At 55.8% G+C, this 18,926-nt stretch carries 17 protein-coding genes, 1 tRNA gene and 1 pseudogene; 7 read left to right on the top strand and 12 right to left on the bottom strand.

Annotation, left to right across the window (positions count from 1 at the left end; genetic code table 11):
• Positions 1–63 precede the first annotated feature (63 nt).
• From CHB79_RS09730 to CHB79_RS22190, 6 genes and pseudogenes are all read left to right on the top strand, one after another.
• A complete protein-coding gene (locus CHB79_RS09730) occupies positions 64–1,014 on the top strand; it encodes an alpha/beta fold hydrolase (RefSeq protein WP_089359962.1) in 951 nt (316 codons plus the stop codon).
• Positions 1,015–1,775: 761 nt separating this feature from the next.
• A complete protein-coding gene (locus tag CHB79_RS09735; RefSeq protein WP_089359712.1) occupies positions 1,776–2,222 on the top strand; it encodes a hypothetical protein in 447 nt (148 codons plus the stop codon).
• 113 nt (positions 2,223–2,335) lie between these two features.
• A complete protein-coding gene (locus tag CHB79_RS09740) occupies positions 2,336–2,803 on the top strand; it encodes a hypothetical protein (protein ID WP_089359713.1) in 468 nt (155 codons plus the stop codon).
• Positions 2,804–2,888: 85 nt separating this feature from the next.
• The gene (locus tag CHB79_RS21910; RefSeq protein WP_141133421.1) at positions 2,889–3,206 is read left to right on the top strand and encodes a hypothetical protein; all 318 of its coding nucleotides are present in this window, start codon (positions 2,889–2,891) and stop codon (positions 3,204–3,206) included.
• An 84-nt stretch (positions 3,207–3,290) separates the two neighbouring features.
• Positions 3,291–3,617: a hypothetical protein gene (locus CHB79_RS09745; protein WP_089359714.1), complete on the top strand. Its 327-nt coding sequence runs from the start codon at positions 3,291–3,293 to the stop codon at positions 3,615–3,617.
• A gap of 234 nt (positions 3,618–3,851) precedes the next feature.
• Positions 3,852–4,115, top strand: a pseudogene (locus CHB79_RS22190) (RNA 2'-phosphotransferase); the annotation flags it as partial.
• Here the strand turns inward: CHB79_RS22190 and CHB79_RS09755 are convergent.
• The 3 genes from CHB79_RS09755 to CHB79_RS22040 form a co-directional block, all read right to left on the bottom strand.
• Complete coding sequence (locus CHB79_RS09755) at positions 4,112–4,504, bottom strand: hypothetical protein (RefSeq protein WP_089359715.1); 393 nt, start codon at positions 4,502–4,504, stop codon at positions 4,112–4,114. The pseudogene CHB79_RS22190 and the gene CHB79_RS09755 overlap by 4 nt on opposite strands.
• Positions 4,504–4,815 (bottom strand): hypothetical protein, encoded by a 312-nt coding sequence (locus CHB79_RS09760; protein ID WP_089359716.1) that lies wholly within the window; start codon positions 4,813–4,815, stop codon positions 4,504–4,506. The genes CHB79_RS09755 and CHB79_RS09760 overlap by 1 nt, the downstream gene beginning before the upstream one ends.
• Positions 4,816–4,953: 138 nt before the next feature.
• A tRNA-Sec gene (locus tag CHB79_RS22040) sits at positions 4,954–5,049 on the bottom strand.
• Between the two features lie 198 nt (positions 5,050–5,247).
• Here CHB79_RS22040 and CHB79_RS09765 point away from each other — a divergent pair.
• Positions 5,248–5,808 (top strand): hypothetical protein, encoded by a 561-nt coding sequence (locus CHB79_RS09765; protein WP_245851412.1) that lies wholly within the window; start codon positions 5,248–5,250, stop codon positions 5,806–5,808.
• 45 nt (positions 5,809–5,853) lie between these two features.
• Here CHB79_RS09765 and CHB79_RS09770 read toward each other — a convergent pair whose 3' ends face one another.
• From CHB79_RS09770 to CHB79_RS09815, 9 genes are all read right to left on the bottom strand, one after another.
• Complete coding sequence (locus CHB79_RS09770; RefSeq protein ID WP_089359718.1) at positions 5,854–6,417, bottom strand: metal-dependent hydrolase; 564 nt, start codon at positions 6,415–6,417, stop codon at positions 5,854–5,856.
• A 36-nt stretch (positions 6,418–6,453) separates the two neighbouring features.
• Entirely contained in the window at positions 6,454–8,361 is a 1,908-nt protein-coding gene (gene selB / locus CHB79_RS09775) for a selenocysteine-specific translation elongation factor (protein ID WP_089359719.1), read from the bottom strand.
• 3 nt (positions 8,362–8,364) lie between these two features.
• Positions 8,365–9,765 (bottom strand): L-seryl-tRNA(Sec) selenium transferase, encoded by a 1,401-nt coding sequence (selA, locus tag CHB79_RS09780; protein ID WP_089359720.1) that lies wholly within the window; start codon positions 9,763–9,765, stop codon positions 8,365–8,367.
• A 41-nt stretch (positions 9,766–9,806) separates the two neighbouring features.
• A complete protein-coding gene (gene fdhE, locus CHB79_RS09785; protein WP_089359721.1) occupies positions 9,807–10,736 on the bottom strand; it encodes a formate dehydrogenase accessory protein FdhE in 930 nt (309 codons plus the stop codon).
• Positions 10,737–10,823: 87 nt separating this feature from the next.
• Positions 10,824–11,453 carry a formate dehydrogenase subunit gamma gene (locus CHB79_RS09790; RefSeq protein WP_089359722.1) on the bottom strand — a complete coding sequence of 210 codons (630 nt, stop codon included), beginning with the start codon at positions 11,451–11,453 and terminating at the stop codon, positions 10,824–10,826.
• 57 nt (positions 11,454–11,510) lie between these two features.
• Complete coding sequence (gene fdxH / locus CHB79_RS09795; RefSeq protein ID WP_089359723.1) at positions 11,511–12,440, bottom strand: formate dehydrogenase subunit beta; 930 nt, start codon at positions 12,438–12,440, stop codon at positions 11,511–11,513.
• Between the two features lie 10 nt (positions 12,441–12,450).
• Positions 12,451–15,531, bottom strand: coding sequence for a formate dehydrogenase-N subunit alpha (gene fdnG, locus CHB79_RS09800; protein ID WP_141133422.1), 3,081 nt, complete (start codon positions 15,529–15,531; stop codon positions 12,451–12,453).
• A gap of 122 nt (positions 15,532–15,653) precedes the next feature.
• A complete protein-coding gene (locus CHB79_RS09810) occupies positions 15,654–18,407 on the bottom strand; it encodes a PAS domain-containing sensor histidine kinase (protein ID WP_089359725.1) in 2,754 nt (917 codons plus the stop codon).
• A gap of 9 nt (positions 18,408–18,416) precedes the next feature.
• Positions 18,417–18,860 carry a TadE/TadG family type IV pilus assembly protein gene (locus CHB79_RS09815; RefSeq protein WP_245851415.1) on the bottom strand — a complete coding sequence of 148 codons (444 nt, stop codon included), beginning with the start codon at positions 18,858–18,860 and terminating at the stop codon, positions 18,417–18,419.
• Positions 18,861–18,926 lie beyond the last annotated feature (66 nt).

An 18,926-nucleotide genomic window follows, 5' to 3' on the forward strand; every position in this document is an offset into this window, starting at 1 on the left:
TGCTTAGAGCCTGCACCCTCCTCTACTAGCGTGGCGCTTATCGGCAATCGCGAGGACATTGGCATGCAAGCGCAGGACCTGGCAGTAAACGGCATCAACCTGCATCTACACATGGCTGGCCCCGAAAATGGCAGGCCGGTCTGGCTACTGCACGGTTTCCCCGAATGCTGGCATTCATGGCGCGAGCAAATACCGGCGCTGGCTGGCGCGGGTTATCGCGTGTTTATCCCTGAAATGCGCGGTTACGGCCGCAGTGACGCCCCGCAAGACGTCGAGGCCTACGACGTGCTGACAATCTGCGCCGATATCCAGGCCTGCATGAGCGCATTCAACCAGCACGACGCCTGCATCATCGGCCATGACTGGGGCGCGATGATCGCCTGGCACCTCGCCCAACTCGAACCGCAGCGGGTCAACACATTGGTAGCCATGTCCGTGCCCTTCGCCGGACGCGGCAAGCGCCCGGCAATCGAAGTCATGCGCGAACTCTTTGCCGAACGCTTCAACTACATCCTCTACTTTCAGCAACCCGGCGTGGCCGAGCAGGAACTGGATGCCGACATAGCGCGCAGCCTGCGCATCTTTATGCAAGGCGCCAGTTCAAGTGACTTGCTACTGCAAGACCGCCCAGCCAACAGCAGGTTATTCGACGGCATCGAAACACCCAATGAGCTACCTCAATGGTGCAATGAAAACGACTTTCAGGCCTATGTTGAAACCTTCCGCAAACACGGCTTTCACGGCGCCCTCAACTGGTACCGCAACTTCGAGCGCAACTGGCAGAAAACCGAGCACTTGCAGGATGTAAAAATCACCCAACCCACCCTGTTCCTGGTCGGCGACAAAGACCCAGTCGCCACCCTCGAAGCCCACACAATCAGCCGCATGCCAAACCGCGTCAACAACCTGGAACAACACCAGCTAAGCGACTGCGGCCACTGGATACAAAGCGAAAAAGCCAAAGAGGTAAATAAGCTGCTGCTGGGGTTTCTGGCGAAACACTTCCCCGCGTAGGGCGCAACAATTCAAAGACTGTCCCCCCAGGTTCTAACCCCGCGATCACAACCGAGAAATACCCTAGCCACACCAGGCCAATGGTGGATAAAAAAGCGGATAGCAAGACTTCGTAGGGTGCGACAACGCGAAGCTTGTCCACCAAAGCACTAGCCCAAGCTCGAAATTGCTTTACGGAGTGCAGATAAATTGAGAGCGGGAAATAGCGGGAGGCAGTGGGAGTTGAACCCTACAATTTACTATGTAATTGCTGCTCTGACCCGCTCAATGCAGGGGTTTGAGCCTTTTGCACTGCTCGAACTTGTACATAAAATCGCTTTGCTTTCGATACTTTTTCGACGCATAGATTCTTGATCTCTACCCTCCGCATGATTGATATGGCACATTGGTATCAGTTCGTACTGATCTTGGCTGAGAGAAAAACGTGATCTGTCCCCTGTTACCAGTAGGTCTTCTCGGTGCGAATGCTGTAGTGATTCACCCTAATGACGTTACGAAACTGTTCTCGCAGGCGTGGCTTGGCTGGTGTGGTATCCATATCGCATCAGAACTGTATTTTTGCACAGTGTTATTGGTTGCACAAAATTAGGAGGTCAAGCGAATACAGGTCGCATGCAACAGTAATAAGATAACCAATTGTTTTATATAGATATTTTACGCATTGAATCGACCGAGCGAAATCTTGTTATGAAGAAGTCACTAATATGCAATCATAAAGCCGTCGGTCCACTTAACTGTTAAAACTCAAGAGAGAGAGATTAATGGAAGAAGTTGAAGTGACGATAAATTCTGACGGTCGGCCTGTGCCCATCAACCAATTTTCTGAGTATTTTCAACTCTTGAGGGTTTGTTATATTTTGGCACTCGAGGAAGTACGGTTTGAAATGGAGGACGATGGGGATATTGCTGTTAATACGAGCGTGGAGCACCTATCTGGGGCAATTCTCCATCACGCAAGCAGTCTTTCAGCAGCCGGCTTTAATCGATTAACTAAACAGATGCTATCTACCCAAGAAGAGCTGTACATCCAAGATATTATGCGTCGAAATCCTTTTGAAATCGTTTTCCTGGGTATAGGGGTTGCCTTGACAGCCGCCCTCATTGTCTCTGGTGGAAAATTCGAGTTCGGTTTGACTAAACTGAAAATCGAAATTCCACCTCTAGGTGAAGGCATCGCAAAACTCAAAAAGGCATTCAAGCAGAAGTAGATAATGAGCTGTTTTAACAATGTCAATCACAGCGACAGTTTTTTCGTTGCGGCTTCGCCTCCACTACAAAGCTGCGCGTGTTGGCGGCGTTAGAAGGCAATTCGGAGATATGGATGTTTGAACTTGCTCTTACAATTCTTGGTGTTGTTTTGGGTTTCGGCCTAAGCGCAGCTTATGAACGCGCGAAAGGAAAAAGGAGCACCAAGAACATCTCAGCAGTTCTTTTGCGTGAAATCCGTTCAAACATAGAATCTTTAAAGGGTGAGCTTTCTATAATTACGCAAGCTTCAGCAGAAAATATGCCGAGTTTTATTGAGCCACTGGGCATGCAGGAAATCGCTGAGCGCATAAAATCAGCCTTATCAACAGAATCATTCAACATGTGCCGCTTAGAAATACCTTCATTAGGGTCAGCTACAGCAGAAGCCATCTTTAATTTCTATGAGTCTGCGCGCGAGCTACCAAGAACAATCCAAGAAATCGAGCGCTGGGCCGGAAACATACGTCATGGGCTCTTCGAAGATCTAATTAGCCACTTAATAGAAAAAGCAAAAATAGCAGAGAATTGTGTTACCTTCTAACAACTGGTTCAAATCGTTCGTTTCGCTCACTGGGACGGGCTAAAGCCCGTCCCTTAACCAAACGTTAGCAAAAGGGAGTATTAAAATGAGCAATAAATTTATTACGCATCTTTTCACCAAAATCCTTGAGGTTCGTGGTCATACACCTTTATCTGTGTCAGCGGCGAAAGAAGCTCTGGAAAGTTTAGACGCAGAATATGAAGCTATAAGCCAATCAGAAGGCTCTGAAATGGCAGAAAATGCACTTTCCTATAAAACGGTAAAGCGCGCCTTACAGCAATGTCTTTCTTATCATGCAAACTCAAATCCTTCTGTTACGTACGAAGACAATCTAATTAATTATGAATATGCATATTTGAAGTTAGAAAGAGCAGAAAGCTTATTGAAGAGGAGTAGTTGCTAACAAATCGCAGCAACTCGCCACTGCGTGACTAGACAGTTTGTAAGTTGTGCGCGGCGTTAGTCAAAATCTAAAATCGGAGTACTCATGAGCACATACTTCACCAGCCTAGAAATCAGTTCCTGCGAAATTGGCGGACTAGTTGCCCAGTCTCTAATCCACGATTTGCGGGTAAATAATTTCACATTTACAAACTTCCCTGAGGTCATCGTCGAGTGGGACTCAGAGAATTTCTATATAAAACTGCAAGCTCATGGCCAAACGACTCAAGCCGAGTCGCTTCCCTACAAAGCTATGAATGCACTGATTAAAGATTTCAGAAACAACAAAGATCATGACAAAGATTTTTTCAAATCAATTCAAAATCTAGCCATTCAACTTGAGTCTCTAATTGGCAAGGCACGTAATGCCTAATTAATGGCTCAAATCGTTCGCTACGCTCGCTGAGACGGGCTAAAGCCCGCCCCTTAACCGTACGTAAGGCGGAATCGCCGAAGGAGTTTAGAGTAGGGGGTAGAGCACTGTTAAAAAGAAATTTCTCAAAATTTGAGTTGTCACGGTAGCAATAGGGGACAGACCACGTTTTTCTAGCTGGGATTTTGAATTAAACGTGGTCTGTCCCCTATTGTTCTCTTCCCCTATTGTTCGCCAGAATTTCTATATCACGGTACAGCCACTCGTTTTATGGACTCAATCAACGAGAAATGACTGGTTCCTGGCTCTCGTCATCATGTCCATCTTTCCCAAGATGAACAGACCACCATTGAAGTCGGTAAACGTTACGGAAAGCCTGTCGTATTATAAGTTGAAGCCTTGCAGATGCACCAACAAGGCTTCAAGTTCTTTCAGGCGGATAATGGCGTTTGGTTGGCAGACCATATTCTTATAAATCTCATACAGGAAAACAATTAATCTTCTGCTCGCTCCTGCTTGTAGCGAGCAGAATCCATTTTCGCTACTTCCAACCAATCAGAAAAATTAGCTACTCTCCCTCTCTCTTCCCAGCCAGAAGAAGCATAGGCATGAATAAAAAACACTGCCAAATTGTCCGTATCCTCACTCCCATCAAAGCAAGCAAAATCATCTGAATCTTCAAGTTTTGCAAAAGGGACCAAACTTCTAGCCGGATAGAGCCGTTTAAGTTCTTCAAGCCAAAAATCCGCATTAGACTTGTACTTACATAAAAACCACCATGGCTCTAAATCTGGAAGTATTTTTTGACACGTAAACTCTAAAAAACTTATAGGGAATTTAAACCCTTCAGGAAGCATTGCCTCATCAAACAAGTACCAGGAAGACATTACTGTTTACCCGTAATTCTAGGGGCATCAGAAGCCCCATATGGATTTCCTTTTGCAAACCCACCTGACTGGCTATTGATTCTTCCTGTTATAGCTTCTCCCCAAGTTTTTGGATTGAATCCTTTTTCAGGCTTCGCAAATCTTTGCATTTCGGCAGTAGTGAGTGGCTCACTGAATTCACGAACATTCGCTTTGACTTCAATACCAGCTTCTCTTGCCGCAGCAATACGAGTGTTATCCATACTCGTCAGCTTGCCATCCGGCATTTTTATGACGTCAACAGGATCAGCTTTCCCACCATTGGTTTTCATACTTTGAACCAAGTCGTTATAGGCGTAATTCGTTCCTGTTATGCGGTCTGTCTTATAGCAATAGGAGACAGACCACGTTTTTAACCACCTTCGATTCAAGCCCGCTTGCCTCTACGACTCTCGGTTGAGGCAAGAAAATGGCGGAAGGCAGTGGGAGTCGAACCCACCTAGGAACGGCTGCCGTCCCCTACCGGGGTTGAAGCCCGGCCACGCCACCGGGCGTGATTGCCTTCCATATTGCTTTGTCTCAACGCGTCGTTGAATCGTCAAACCGAGCATAACCCATCAATGCAGCTCGATCCGAGCGCAATGCAAGAATCTTGAAAACCATAGCAATCATTTTGCCAATGGGCAGCGTATCCGCAGCTAAGATAAATACCGGACACCCCTGATTTTCCTGACACCAGCCTAGCCACTGCGAGAGCCGCACACTTGAGTAACTTCCCAGTAATCGCAACCATTTTGTCGATGATCCTTGGCCTGTCTGTGACCCGGTTGCTGACGGGGCTTGTCACCTTGTTCCGTATTCGCCATACAGCGCCCATCGATTGGGTGCCGGTTGCTTGGGCGACAGTGCTGTTTTCGACTCAGCTTGAGTTTTGGTGGGCGATCAATCAGTTGCCAAAGCTCGAGGATAGCTTTTCGTTTTTGGAATTTATTTTCTTTGTACTGCTAACGCTGATGCTTTTTATCACGGCGTCTTTGTTGCTGCCCAACCGCAGTGAAGATGAGGTCGATGGGGCGCAAGTATATTTCGAGAAGGACGGTCGCTTCGCCCTGCTTTCACTGTCAGCATTTCTGGTGCTCGGTTTTATCCTCAACGTATTTATTCTGCACAGCCCCATGTTGGCGTATTGGGCGGCGCTGGATGCCTTGATGATCATCTTGCCCACCGTGGCATTCTTGGCAAAGTCACGGAGAATCTACGCCGCAATAACCCTTATTTACCTGCCCTTGTCAGCGATAGACCTACTGGTTTCGCTTACTGATTAAACACGCCCGCCAAGCTGAGAAAATCACTTGGGATGATGGATAGGCTCAGGCTTCTTGCCCATCACCTATCGCCGGTTTACGCGCCGTTATTTTCCGCCTGATCAAAACCCCAAGCAAACCGATTACAAACCCTGGAATAAATATCCAGACAAACTCAGAAGTGATCACCCTCAGGCCTCTTTCGGTGAAGAAGGCGCCAACCCCAATCGGCGACACCTGCACCGGCCTGAACGGGAAAAACACGCGCTCCGTGCTAAACGGCCAATACAAGGCGACCCCTAGCCCGCCGTTGGTTAGCGCATCCAATGCCGCATGGGATGCGCAGGCGATAAAGCTCATGGCGAAGACGACCCAGGGCTTTGATTTAAGTGGCTTGGCGAACAGCATGAAGAAAGCCGCTACGCAGCCTGCGAAAAATAATGAATGGGTAAAACCCCGGTGCCCCCACTCCGAGCTGTAGGCAATGCCGAACTTGAAAGCCAGTACATCCGCATCCGGGGCGATGGCCAGGATTATGGCCAAGACCAGCAGACGCAGGTTCATCGACGGGCTTTTGAAAGCGGCGTAGACAACCAGTGGAACCACTGCGTGGGCGAAGGCTGAAGCCATGATATGTCCTGAAATTTATCCGGTGATTAGCAGGTCTTACTTGATCTCGGCCAGGGCAGAATCCGTCCTGATCCTGCGCTCGCCAACCAGCCTGCGGGTGAAGCCGATGCGGTCGAAATACTCGAGTAGCTGAATACTGCGCTTGCGGCCGATGTTGATGTTGTCACGCCAGATTGCGGGTTTGATCGAGCCGTTTTGCTGTTCGATAGTCACTGCGATTGCAGCGAGCTGGCGCAAGGTCTGCTCGGGGTAGAACAGGTCCTTGACCACTTGGTGAAGCAGGCCGAGCCTGGCCAGTTTGCGCAGCAGCAGACGCACCTCGGCTTCATCCTTTTGCAGGCTGCTGGCAAGATCGCGCACCCAGGGTGGATCAAAGTGACCGGCAATCAGTAAAGGCCAGATCTGTTCGCGCAAGGCTTCATCGGTCTCACCCAGTTGCACCTGATGCTCAGGCAGGTGCAGCCAGGGGCCACTGCTGGCGACAGCGCCAGATGCAAGCTGCTGTTCGAGCAGGCTGATAAACACCGGTCGCTCCAGTGCGGGCAATGCGTAACGTCGCAGGCGATCACGGTCAGGGCCAAGTTCATCCGGGCACTCGTCGTGAAAGCGCTGCAAGCCCTCGAGCAACTGCGCGGTTAATTGCAGCCAGACACTGCTGCTGAATAACCGTGGACCGAGCCGCGTGCTGACTTGCAGCACATCCTCGGGTAATGCCCACAGCGCCCGGGGCTGATTGAACTGACGCTCGAGCAGTGTTGGATCAAGCCCATTGAAGGCGCGTTGCAACAACGCCGGTAGCGCGTCCCCAAGCTCATCGACCAGCAGGCTATTGAGTTGCGCCAGGCGTTGCTCGGAGCGCCGGTTGCGCGCCGGGGCAAAGGGGTCCAGTACTCGGCCACCCGCCACGGTGCGTTGCGCCGACTGGTCGCGTAGGACCAGCCTGTCGTTATGCACGGCATGCACCGGCGCATTTAGCAGGATCTGCGCCAGGGCGGTTTTACCCGGTTCGACCTGGGTGCCTTCCAGCAGCGCCACACGGCCCGTGACATCTTGTGCGGCCAGATGCACATGCACCGGCGTCCAGTGGCTGAAGTCGCGGCTTTCGCCGGGCAGTATTTCGAGCTGAATATCAATGCGCGTAGTCGGTGCGTGCAAGGCCGGTGTCAGCAGCCAGTCACCACGGCGCACATGCTCCAAGGCCAAACGTTCGCCGACGATGTTCAGCGCCACCCGTTGCCCGGCAATGGCCTGCTCGGCCTGTTGGTTTTGCGCATGGATGCCGCGCACGCGTACGCTGCGGCCACTGGGGCTGAGCGTCAGTTCATCGCCCACTGCAACCTGCCCGGCCTTGGCGGTACCCGTGACGACAATGCCGGCACCGGCAACGCTGAATGCGCGGTCGATGGGCAAGCGAAAGTAGCCACTGACACTGCGTTGTTGCACATGCTCCGCGCTGTTCCTGAGGGCTTGGCGCAGCTCAGCGATGCCATCACCTGTAACGCTCGATACGGGATAGATCTCAGTACCCGCAAGCGGCCCGGCACTGAGCAATTGAGTGATTTGCTGCTGCACCTTGACCACTTGCTGGCTATCGACCCGGTCGATTTTGCTCAGCGCCACGATCGCGCGGCGGATGCCCAGTAGTTGCGCAATCGCCAGGTGCTCGCGGGTTTGCGGCATGACGCCATCATCCGCAGCAACCACCAACAGCAGCAGGTCAATGCCGCTGGAACCGGCGAGCATGTTGTGCACAAACCGCTCGTGGCCCGGCATGTCGATAAACCCGGTGAGCTGGCCATCGCCCAGGTCGGCGTAGAGGTAGCCCAGGTCAATGGTGATGCCGCGCTCGCGTTCGGCCGGGCGCTTGTCACCCTGCTGCCCGGTAAGCGCTTGCAGCAATGCAGTCTTGCCGTGGTCGATGTGACCTGCCGTGCCGACAATCAAGCTTCAATCCTCGGCGAGCAGGTGCAGTTGCGCGGTAAATGCAGCTTCGTCATCCAGTTGGCGCAGGTCCAGCCACAAGGCGTCATCATCGATACGACCGAGCACCGGGATCGGCAAGCAGCGCAGGTTTTCTTCCAGGCTGCGCAACGCGCGGCCACGCAGGCGCTTGGACTGCATGGGTCGAATGCAGATGGCCGCGCTGGGCAGGCGCGCAACTGGCTGGGCGCCGCTACCGATCATGCCCAGGGCCGCTTGCACCGAGACTTGCCAGTCTTGGCCAAACTGTTGCGCGACCAGTGGGGCAATGCGCTGCGCCTGGGCCATGATTTGCCCTTGCGGACGACTGAGCAGGCGCAGGCTGGTGAGGCGCTCGGCCAGGCGGTCCGGATCGCGATACAGATTAAGCACGGCCTCAAGCGCGGCCAGGGTCAGCTTATCGACCCGCAAGGCACGCTTGAGCGGGTTCTTCTTGATCTTGTTGATCAGCTCGCGGCTGCCAAGGATCAAGCCTGCCTGCGGGCCGCCCAGGAGCTTGTCGCCGCTGAAGGTGACGATATCCGCGCCATCGCGCAGGGCTTCCTGCACCGTTGGTTCCTTGGGCAAGCCCCAGCGGGTCAGGTCGACCAGAGTGCCGCTGCCCAAATCTTCGAGCAGGGGCAGATTGTTGGCGTGGGCAATGCCGGCCAGTTGCGCCGTCGGCACGCTGGCGGTAAAGCCTTGCACGCTGTAGTTGCTGGTGTGCACGCGCATCAGCAAGCCAGTGCGCGGGTTGATCACCGCTTCGTAGTCGCGGGCGTGGGTGCGATTGGTGGTGCCGACCTCAACCAGTTTCACCCCGGCACGCGACATGATATCGGGAATGCGAAACGCTCCGCCGATCTCGATCAACTCACCACGGGAGATCACCCCTTCCTTGCGGGCGCCCAGGCTGTTGAGAGTCAGCAGTACGGCGGCAGCATTGTTGTTGACCACTGTGACCGCTTCGGCGCCGGTCAGCTCGCGGATCAGGCCGGTGATCAAGTCATCGCGGTCGCCGCGCTTGCCAGTGGCCAGGTCGAATTCAAGATTGAGCGGATAACGCGCGGCGAGGCTGACGGCCTCTATGGCCTCTTCCGGCAACAAGGCGCGGCCGAGATTGGTGTGCAACACGGTGCCAGTGAGGTTGAACACGCGGCGGATTCTACTGGCGTGCTGCGCAGCGAGGCGTTCACCTACGCGTCCGGCCAGCACCGCCTCGCTGAGTTCAATGGCGGCCAAGGCACCCTTTTGCGCAGGCTCACGCAGTTCATCGAGCAAATCGCGAAGGGTCCTGAGCATGGCTTCGCGGCCATAGCGTTGTTGCAATGGGGCAATGGCCGGGCTGCGCAGCAAGCGATCGACCGAAGGTAGACGAACGGGCGTCATCAAGCGTCCTTAACGTATGGGGCACACCTCAGTGTAGGCTCTCACTCAGCGCCGGGGGCAAGCAAGAGATTTGGTGCCCGGCGCATATAGCCTGCGTCCGCAACCATCATATCCAGGTCAAGGCTGGCCAGGTCATCGGCCAGGGCGTCGGCTTCGCTGTCGTATTCAAGGTAGAAGTGCTTCAAGTAGCCCTGGCAATTCGGGCAAACCTCGGCGCGAATGGGCGCAGCCTCGGGCTTCGCATCATCAAGCTGACGCGACAGGTACGCCAACTCCTTGCTTTCTTCACAGTGACTGCATTTGACCCGCACGTAATGCCACTCGCAGGAACACAGCGAGCAGCTCAGGTAACGTAAGCCAATCTGCTTGCCGCGATGGCGAATCATGCCTGCCACAGGTGGCGAACCACAGGCGGGACATTGAGTGCAGCTTTCGCGCTCGGACAAGGTGCCTTCGGGCAATGCCAGCAGCCAATGGCTGAACGCCACCTGCAACCCGGCGCCGAGAAATGGCACCACGGCGGCGGGCAGCAAATCAAACTGGCCACTTAACAGGTTCACCGCCCAGGCCTTGCGCTGGCCGCTGTCCGCTTGCGCCAATTGCTGCAGGGCCGCTGTAACGGCTGGATTGCCTTGCGCATTGAACTGCTCGAGCACTTTATCGAGCGCCTGCAGCCAGTCATCGCCACGCACCAGGGCTTCGAACGCCAGCGGCGGCATGCGGTGTTCGCGGCTCAGCTCCAGCGCACGCTGATCCGGCCCCGGCAAGGCGGGTAGGTTCGCGAGCGCGGCATGTTGCGCGTCACAAAGCTGCGCCATAAGCAGTAGATAGCCGCTCAGTGGATGGTTTTGCGCAAGGGCTCTGAAGCGCTCGGCACGACGCTGGAATAATGCTGGGTTAGAGGGATTGAGAAACGGTGGGATATTTGCCGACGCTTCGATTTCGCCGCGCTCTAATATTCTGTCTGGCACGCAGGACTCCTTTCACAAAACAGCTTGATGAGTGCATATGACAGCGGGCGCCATACAGGTGCAATGCACCCGCATGGCCACCTTGGCTCAATGTTTGTTCTCGCCCTTCTCGACTTCTTTATACCAAAGGCTGTGATGCTTGCGCGCCCAGCCTTTGCTAACCCAGCCGGTAAGCATCGCGCCGACCGAGCCCTTGACCCAGATACCGGCGTAGATATGCACGATGATGCTGACAATCAGTACCAGCGCAGCCAGTGCATGCAGCAGCACGGATAAGCGAATCAGCTCGATACCAAACAGATGGCTGAAGTACTCACGCCAGATGACTATGCCTGTCACCAGCAACAGCAACATGCACACCAGCAGCACCCAGAACAGCAGCTTCTGGCCACCGTTGTAGCGACCGACTTCCGGCATATTGCCTTCGCGATTGGCCATCACATCGCCCGCTTGCTTGAGCCACTGCACGTCCCTTTTATGGATCATGTTATGGCTCATGAAGCGCATCACCAGCCATATGAAAAACAGGAACATGGCAATGCCGATAAAGGGATGCAAAATACGCGTCCAGGGCCCGCCACCGAACAGGTGGCTCAACCAGAACAAGGCCGGGTGAAACAGCGCCAGGCCCGATAACCCCGCAAGGACAAACAGAATCGCGACCGCCCAGTGATTGCTGCGCTCGCCTGCGGTGTAACGTTGGATGTCATGTTTCATCTTGACTCCCTCTAACCTCTGCACCGGGCTGGCCGTTGCAGAGGTTGGTCATTTCACTCAGCGCGGGGCTTTAGGGTCGAACTCATGCACCGCTGGATCAACCTTGTGCACGGCCGCATCGCCAACTGCACCCGGTTCGTCCTCTTCAACCACGTTGCGCCCAACGCGCAGGTAGTGGAAGAAGCCGATCAGAGCAGTCGCCCCCATCGCCAGCAACCCCAGAGGCTTGGCCACGCCCTTCCAGACATGGACCATAGGATCGATGGACGGGTCAGCAGGCAAGCCGGAGTACAGCGCGGGCTTGTCGGCATGATGCAGCACGTACATCACATGGGTGCCACCAACACCAGGCGGGTCATACAAACCGGCATTTTCGTAGCCACGTGACTTGAGGTCGACGATGCGCTCGGCGGCGTGATCCTTCATGTCTTCCTTGCTGCCGAAGACAATCGCGCCAGTCGGGCAGGTTTTGACGCAGGCCGGTTCCTGGCCGACGCCAACACGGTCTGAACAGAGGCTGCACTTGTAGGCTTTGTTATCTTTTTTCGAGATACGCGGCACATCAAATGGGCAACCGGTGATGCAGTAACCGCAACCGATGCAATGGTCTTGGTTGAAATCGACGATACCGTTGGCGTATTGCACGATCGCCCCCGGGCTTGGGCACGCCGTTAGGCAACCCGGTTCGGCGCAGTGCATGCAGCCGTCCTTGCGGATCAGCCATTCGAGTTTGCCTGCTTCGTCTTCGTGCTCGGCAAAACGCATCAGGGTCCAGGAATCAGCGCTGAGGTCTGCCGGGCTTTCGTAGGTGCCGTGGTTATGGCCGACCTCGTCACGCAGGTCGTTCCATTCCGAGCACGCCACCTGGCAAGCCTTGCAGCCGATGCACTTGGACACGTCGATAAGTTTGGCCACCTCGTCAATCTGCCGGATGGACGGCGAATGGGTCGTGGTGGCGGAGCGGGCGATGATGTCTTGAGTAGCCATGCGTCAGCTCCTATGCCTTTTCCACGTTGACGAGGAAGGACTTGAACTCCGGCGTTTGCGTGTTGGCGTCGCCAACGAAGGGGGTCAAGGTATTGGTCAGGTAGCCATTGCGCGCCGTACCGGAGAACCCCCAGTGAATCGGGATTCCGATCTGGTGCACGGTTTTACCATCGACCGTCAATGGCTTGAGGCGCTTGGTGACCACCGCCACCGCCTTGATGTAGCCACGGTTGCTCGACACCTTGACCCAATCGCCTGCGGCTATGCCCAGCTCTTTACCCAGGGCCTCGCTGATTTCCACGAACTGCTCGGGCTGCACAATCGCGTTCAGGCGGCAGTGCTTGGTCCAGAAGTGGAAGTGCTCGGTCAGCCGGTAGGTCGTTGCGGCATAGGGGAAATCCGCCGCGCTACCGAACAGCTCCATGTCACCCTTGAACACCCGAGCAGCGGGGTTGCTGGTGACACGCGGATCGTCAGGATGCAGCGGGTTGCGCCCAATCGGCGTTTCAAAGGGTTCGTAGTGTTCCGGGAACGGGCCCTCGGCCATCTTGTCGACGGCAAAGAATCGTGCCACCCCTTCCGGGTTCATGATGAACGGATTCATCCCCGCCTCCGGCGGTGAATCAGCCTTGAAGTCCGGCACATCGGCGCCGCCCCATGACTTGCCGTTCCAGAACACCAGCGGTTTTTTCAGGTCTTGCCAGGGTTTGCCTGACACATCGGCAGAGGCGCGGTTGTAGAGAATCCGCCGGTTCGCAGGCCAGGACCAGGCCCAGCCAAGGGTTTGGCCGATACCGTAGGGATCTGAGTTGTCACGCCGCGCCATCTGGTTGCCCTGCTGGGTCCAGGAGCCGCAGAACAACCAACAACCGCTGGATGTGCTGCCATCGGCGCGCAATTGCGCAAAGCCCGCCAGTTGGTCACCGCCCTTGACCAACAGGGCGCCAGTTGCAGGGTCGGTCAGGTCGGTTATCGCCTTGCCTGAATACTCCCTGGCGAGTTCTTCCGCCGAGGGCTCATCCGGCTGCAAATACGGCCAGTCCAGATTGAGGATCGGATCCGGGAATTTACCACCGTCCGTGGCATACATATTCCGCAGGCGGTGATACAAGCCGGCCATGATCTGGATATCAGTGCGCGCCTTGCCCGGCGGCTCGGCGCCCTTCCAGTGCCACTGCAGCCAACGGCCACTGTTTACCAGCGAGCCGTCTTCCTCGGCAAAGCATGAGGTTGGCAGGCGGAACACTTCGGTCTGGATATCCGCGGTATTGACGTCGTTGAACTCATCGACGTTGCGCCAGAACTCGGAGGTCTCGGTGGCCAGCGGGTCCATGATGACAAGGTACTTGAGCTTGGCCAGTGCCGCGCCAATCTTGGCCTTGTTCGGGAACGAGGCAATAGGGTTGAAGCCCTGGCAGAAGTAGCCATTGACCTTGCCCTGATACATCATGTCGAAGACTTTAAGTACGTCGTAACCCGGTGCCGGCGCATCGAGCTTGGGCAACCAGTCGTAGCCCCAATTGTTGTCCGCGCTGACGTTCTTGCCGTACCAGGCCTTCATCAGGCTGACGTGGAACTTCTCGTAGTTCTGCCAGTACGACAGTTGCCCCGGACGCAGCGGTTTACTGGCGCGCTTGGCGATGTAGGCCGCATAGTCCTGCTCGGCGTCGCTGGGCAGGGTCAGGTAACCCGGCAGCAAGTTTGAAAGCAAGCCAAGGTCAGTCAGTCCCTGGATATTGGAGTGACCGCGCAAGGCGTTCATGCCGCCGCCCGGCATACCAATATTGCCCAGCAGCAGCTGCAACATGGCGCCAGCACGAATCATCTGCGAGCCAGTGGAATGCTGGGTCCAGCCGAGCGCATACATGATGGTCATGACCTTGCCCGGCGCCGAAGTCTCGGCGATGGTGTCCCACACCTGCATCATCTGGGTTTTCGGCGTGCCGCAAATGCTGCTGACCATGTCCGGCGTATAGCGGCTGTAATGCTTCTTCAGCAGGTTGAACACGCAGCGTGGGTGACTCAGGGTAGGGTCGACCTTGGCAAAACCATCCTCGCCAATCTCGTAGCCCCAGCCGGACTTGTCCGGATAGCCGCGCTTGGCTTCGTCGTAGCCGCTAAAGAAACCGGCCTCGAAGTCATAGCCTTCGCGCACGATAAAACTGACGTCGGTGTAGTTACGCACGTACTCGTGCTGATACTTGTCGTTTTCGATCAGGTAGGAGATCAGGCCGCCGAGGAAGGCGATATCCGAGCCGGTACGAATAGGCGCATACAGGTCCGCCACCGAGGCGGAACGGGTAAAGCGCGGATCAACCACAATCAGCTTGGCGTTGTTATGCGCCTTGGCTTCGGTCACCCATTTGAAGCCGCACGGATGCGCTTCAGCAGCATTGCCGCCCATAATCAAAACCAGATCGGCATTCTTGATGTCGGTCCAGTGATTGGTCATGGCGCCGCGGCCAAACGTCGGGGCAAGACTTGCCACCGTCGGGCCGTGTCAGACACGTGCTTGGTTATCGAATCCTAATATGCCGAGTGAACGCACCACCTTGTGAGTGATGTAGCCCGCTTCGTTGGACGATGCCGACGCCGCGAGAAAGCCTGTGCTCAACCAGCGATTGACCCTTTGGCCCTGCTCGTTGGTTTCGATGAAATTGGCGTCACGATCCGCCTTCATATGCTTGGAGATGCGATCAAGCGCTTCGTCCCAGCCGAGTTCTTTCCACTCGTTGGAACCGGCCTCACGCACCTGCGGGACCTTCAAGCGGCTTTCGCTGTGCACGAAGTCGAGCAGCCCTGCGCCTTTGGGGCAAAGGGTGCCACGGTTGACCGGGTGATCAGAGTCGCCTTCGATATGGATAATATTTTGCGCAACGTTCTTCGCGGCGTCGCCCTGGCTATACATGATCAGGCCGCAACCGACCGAGCAATATGGACAGGTGTTGCGCGTCTCTATCGTACGCGCCAGTTTGAAATGGCGTATCTGGTCGGCATAGGCATTGGGCGGTGCAACTCCCAACGCCGCTAGGCTCGACGTTCCAAGGCCTACAGCGCAGACCTTGAAGAACTGTCGACGATTCATATCCATCGTGATTCTCCTGCATCAGGCAGTTGTCGTCCCGATACATTGCCGGAACGTAGCATCATGAAGACTAGCTTGTGCCTGACTATTTACCAGCAGGAGACAGATCTTTTGTATGGCTAGCCATACTATGGGTTGGGGTTTAAAGCGGGCGGTAAGAGAATGCTGAAACAGGCACCCTCCTCGCGATTAAACGCCCTGAGTTGCCCACCCATTTGCTCGATGATGCCGAAGCTGACCGACAACCCCAAACCCGTGCCTTTGCCCGCCGGTTTAGTGGTAAAGAACGGCTCGAAGATGCGCTCCAGCAAGCGCGGTTCTATGCCCCCCGCGTTGTCCTGCACCTCGATCAGCACCCCTTCGGGCAACAACGTAGCGGACAAGGCAATGCGCGGGGCAAAGTCGGATTCACGCTCCAGGCGCGAGAACAGCGCGTCCCGCGCATTGACCATCAGGTTGATCAACACTTGCTCGAGTTGATCGCCATGACCACTGACCCTGACCCTGAAATCCACCGGCGCAAACTGCAGTTCGACCCCCTTGCCCAATAAACCATCGCGCAGCAGCGACATGGCCCCCTCGATTGCCTGCATGGGGTCAAACAAGGCATGTTCAGCCTCGGAGCGGCGCCCGAACACGCGCATATGATCGACAATCCTCGCCGCGCGCAGCACCTGCGCCTCGATCCGCTTGAGCTTGTCTTCCAGGTATTCGGCAGGCACCTCGCCCGCCGAGATACGCTTGAGGGTATTGGCCACCGCCATGCGCATTACATTCAGCGGCTGGTTCAACTCATGGGCCATGCCGGTCGCCATCTCGCCAAGGGTTGCCATCTTGGCGCCTTGGAACAGTTGCTGCTGGGCCTTGCGGACCTCGGTGTTGTCGCGCCCGACAGCCTGGACTTCAACCAGCTTGCCTTGCTCATCGAAAATGCCGCGATCGGCCCACACCCACCAGGCATGCTCACGCCCCGGTAACTGCATGCATATTTCAGCGGTGCTGATCGGCTGCTCGGGCGTGAGGCCAAGCAGCCGTTGCGCAAAGGCATCACGCTGCTCGCTGGAAAGCCACTCCCCGAGGTTGACACCAATCAGCTGCTCGGTGCTGCGTTCCAGGTAATCCGCCAGTGGCCGGTTGGCGAAATTAAGCGTCAGGTCCGGCAGATAACGGCAAATCATCGCTGGTGAATCCTCGACCAGAATTCGATAGCGCTCTTCACTTTCACGGATACGTTCGGCAGCAAGCGTGGCCTCGGTAATATCCAGCCACAGGCCGACGGCTTCACGGGGGCGACCCAGCTCATCGCGCAGCAGCTTCGACTCATCCAACAACCAATGGTATTGACCTTGGCGATCACGCAAGCGATAGCGGCAACTGACCGCGCCACTGCGCAGCAACTGCCGTGCACGGTCAAAGAAGATTTCGTGGTCATCCGGATGGACTATTTCGGCAAGCAGGCCCGCCTGCAGCTCAGCCAGGCTCCACCCCAGCAAGGGTTGCAAACTGTCGCTGCAGAACTCCAGCAGCAAAGCCCCATCGTCGTGGCGCTGCACATATATCACCGCCGGCGCACTGGCGATCAGGTTGCTCAGCCGCTCATGGGCCTGCGAGGCCTTGGCCTGCTGTTCCTTGATGTCGCTGATATCGATCAGGAAACCATAAATGCGCAGGCTCTTGCCCACGCCCTTGGCCAGGGCTTGCAGGCGATACCAGCTATAGCCAGCGCAAGGCCCGGCGACCTGCAGACGCAGGCACTGGATAAAACTGTGCCCGCCCTCAACCAGGCGATTGAGTCGCACGCGAAACTCATCGCGGTCACTGCCATGGATGTGCTCAAGCCAGGCTGACAACTCAAGCTCGCCAGCGTGCTCGATCCCCAGCGTAGCAGCCAGTTCTGGCGCCAGTTGCAAACGCTGGTCATGACTGTTGAATGTCCACCAACCGGCGCCAAGCAGGCCCTGCAATGCGCTTTGCCGATCTTGTTGATGGGCCTGTTGCAAGGCCTGGATACGCCCGGTCAAGGCGCTGCCGATCTGGTCAAACAATCGCGTCCAGTCGGCAATCTGCAGGGCCGGGGCATGGAGTTGGGCGTCAAACCCTGCACAGAGCAGCCAGGCAGTTGTAACCCCCTGATGCTGGTAAGGCGTAATAAAGCCAAGGCCCTGGGGAAACAGCACCTGAAGCCCAGGATGCTTGGTTAATGTCAGCGCGCTCAGTTGCTGTGGACTGGCCTGCGACATGTCATCGAATACCCGCCCCAAAGCCTGCTCGTCACGCCATGCCTGGCTGTTGTAAGCGTTTTGCTGGGCATAGACCCGCCACTCGCCTGCCTGGTCGCGCAAGGCTATCGCCACACTGGGGATTCGCAATCGTTGGCGCAACTCGCAGAGCACCTCGACAGTTGCGGTCTGCAAGCGCTCGCCTGACTGATAGCCCAGGCGCTGGGCGAAGTCGGCGGCCTCGGCCAGCACATGGCGGCGCAGGTCGCTGCTGCGTGCCTGCTCGACCAGGTCAGACACATCCAATAGCTGCAATAACCAACCCTCGGCATATGCTTGCAACCAGCCCCGCAGGGTTATAACCGAGCCGCCACGACCGTTGAAATCAAGTTCAAGCAATTGCTGTTGATAACTCGGAATATCAGCAGCCAGGGCCGAGCTATTGCAGAGGTAGTCATTGAGCGGGCGCTGTGTTGCCGTGACGGCCAGGCGCGCAGCCAAAGGCCCGGCAATGCGGGTAACCAAGCCTTGAGTGTCCAGATACAAGCTCAACCCCGCCGGACTTGGCGTCATATTCAATGGGGCCTGCGCTCCTGCGTCCCCAGGCGCTTGATTACTGGCTGCCAGATCATTTTTTGGATTGAAGCCGAACCAGCTCGCCATGACCTTTCCTTAATTATTCAGCTTGATGCTAGCAGTTGCGACAAGGTCATCCGGCAAGTTTGGCAATCGTCCAATGCCCGGAATGACAAGAAATGGCACCAGCGGATTTGCGTTGTACGGATAGCTGATCTGCACCGTCATCACACCATCGGCCCCCGGTGGAGTGATGGCGACTGCAACCAGGTCACGACTCGAACTGGGCATCCAGCTCAATTGTTGATCAATCACAGTCATTGCTTCTTGCTGGTAGTCCGCCTGCCCCGGCACCAGGCCCACGGCTTGGCGCACAGCCTCGGCGGAGGCGTTGTTAAATGACTGCATCATCAACAATGGCAGGCTATAACTAACAGTGCCGTAGAAAATGGCGAAGAACAGTACGAATACCAAGGCGAATTCGATCGCGGCGGCACCCTTCTGGTGGTGAGCAAAACTGCCCTTGACGAGGTGCCGCATTTCAAATGCCTCCATCACTAATTCCACAGGTTTTGCAGGGTTGTAAAGCAAGGTTGAATTGCCGAA

This window comes from Pseudomonas segetis, from assembly GCF_900188155.1.
Classification (GTDB): Bacteria; Pseudomonadota; Gammaproteobacteria; order Pseudomonadales; family Pseudomonadaceae; genus Aquipseudomonas; species Aquipseudomonas segetis.